The organism is Streptomyces sp. NPDC048659 (assembly GCF_040650575.1).
In the GTDB taxonomy this organism is placed as follows: domain Bacteria; phylum Actinomycetota; class Actinomycetes; order Streptomycetales; family Streptomycetaceae; genus Streptomyces.
On record NZ_JBEZHM010000138.1, the window covers coordinates 1 to 1,794 of the forward strand.

Genomic DNA, 1,794 nt, shown 5'->3' on the forward strand with positions numbered 1-1,794 from the left:
TCATGGCTGGGGCTAGGACGCCCAGCCATGACGGAGTCACAACGACGGCGCTTGCGGCGAAGCCGCATGGCGACCGTCCTTTTGTTGTCCTCGACGTTGACGGTGACCAGCCTGGGCGGGCAGGCGCTGGCCATCCCCGGCCCGGGCATGAACCGTCAGGAGTCGACCACGCAGGTCGATCTCCCGGACATCCCGAAGAGCACGGAGCTCGACGGTGACTCGGAGGCGCAGAAGGCGCTGACGACGGCGCCGGAGGTGCCGGTCGACCCGTACGACCCGAAGGCGACGACGGCGTGGACGTCGGGCACGGGCAACGCGACGCTGACCGCGGCGACGGCTCCGGGTACGGCGGTTCCGGTGACGAACGGTCTGCCGATCGCGCTGGGCGTTCCCGAGGGTGGGAACCCGGCGGCCGTGGCGGGTGACTGGAAGGTCGACCTGGCGCCGCCGACGACGTCGCAGGACGCCGGTGTGTCGGGTCTGGTCATGAAGGTGACCCCGCCGGCGTCGGTCGATCCGGCCGCCGAGGTGGCCCTGACCGTCGACACGACGGGCTTCGCGGACCTGTACGGCCCGCAGGCCGCGGACCGTTTCGGCCTGATGCTGCTGCCGGAGTGCGTGTACTCGTCGCCGACCACGGGTGACTGCGCGGACGACGCGGGCACGACCCCGATGTCCGGCAAGGACGACACGGCGGAGAAGGACAGGTTCGAGCGGCTGAGCTCGACGGTGGAGACCGTCGCGGCGAAGGACGCGCCGACGAAGACGACGGCGGCGAAGAACTCCCCGACCCGCAAGGTCGTCACGGGTACCGTCCCGGTCGCGAGCCTGCTCGGCGAGGGCTTCGTCGCCCAGTCCGGCGCGACGAAGGCGTCGTACCGAGACGGTGTGCGGCCGGCCGCGAACGCGGCGGGCGGCTCCGCGGTCGGCATGCTCGACACCGGTTCGTCGGCGTCGGGCGACTTCACGGCTTCCCCGCTGCTGTCCTCGGGCTCCTGGTCCTCGGGTTCCTCCTCCGGTGCGTTCACCTACTCGTATCAGGTACAGACCCCGGAGACCGCCGGCGGCCTGATGCCGAAGGTGAACCTCTCCTACTCCTCGCAGTCGGTGGACGGGCGTACGTCGTCGTCGAACAACCAGGCTTCGTGGATCGGTGACGGCTGGGACTACAACGCGGGTTCCATCACCCGCACGTACGCCAACTGCCGTCAGGACTCGAAGAAGGCCGGTTCCAACAACTCCACGCACAAGACCGCGGACCTGTGCTGGGGCTCGGACAACGCCACCCTCTCCCTCGGCGGTATGACCACCGAGCTGGTGTGGGACGAGTCGAAGAACAAGTGGTTCACGGCCAACGGCGACGGCTCGACCGTCCAGCAGGTCAAGGGCCAGGCCACCGGCAACGGCGCCAAGGACGGTGAGTACTGGGTCGTCACCACGAAGGACGGCACCAAGTACCACTTCGGTCTGAACAAGCTGCCCGGTTGGTCCGACAACGGCACCGCCGCCGACGACCCCACCACCGACTCCGTCCTGACGGTCCCGGTCTACGGCAACCACGCGGGTGAGGACTGCTACAAGGGGTCCACCACCAACGACTGGAAGAACTCCTCCTGCACCCAGGGCTGGCGCTGGGGCCTCGACTACGTCGAGGACATCCACGGCAACGCCATGTCGCTGTGGTGGAAGAAGGACCAGAACTACTACGCCAAGAACTTCAACTTCAAGGCGCCGGTCGTCTACGACCGCGACGGCTACCTGTCGCACATCTACTACGGCCAGCGCAAGGACAAC

Annotated in this window: 1 pseudogene; it reads left to right on the top strand. The window is 68.2% G+C overall.

Features of this window, described 5'->3' with window-relative positions:
* Positions 1 to 66: 66 nt before the first annotated feature.
* Positions 67 to 1,794 (top strand): annotated as a pseudogene (locus AB0C99_RS39615) (sugar-binding protein); the annotation flags it as partial.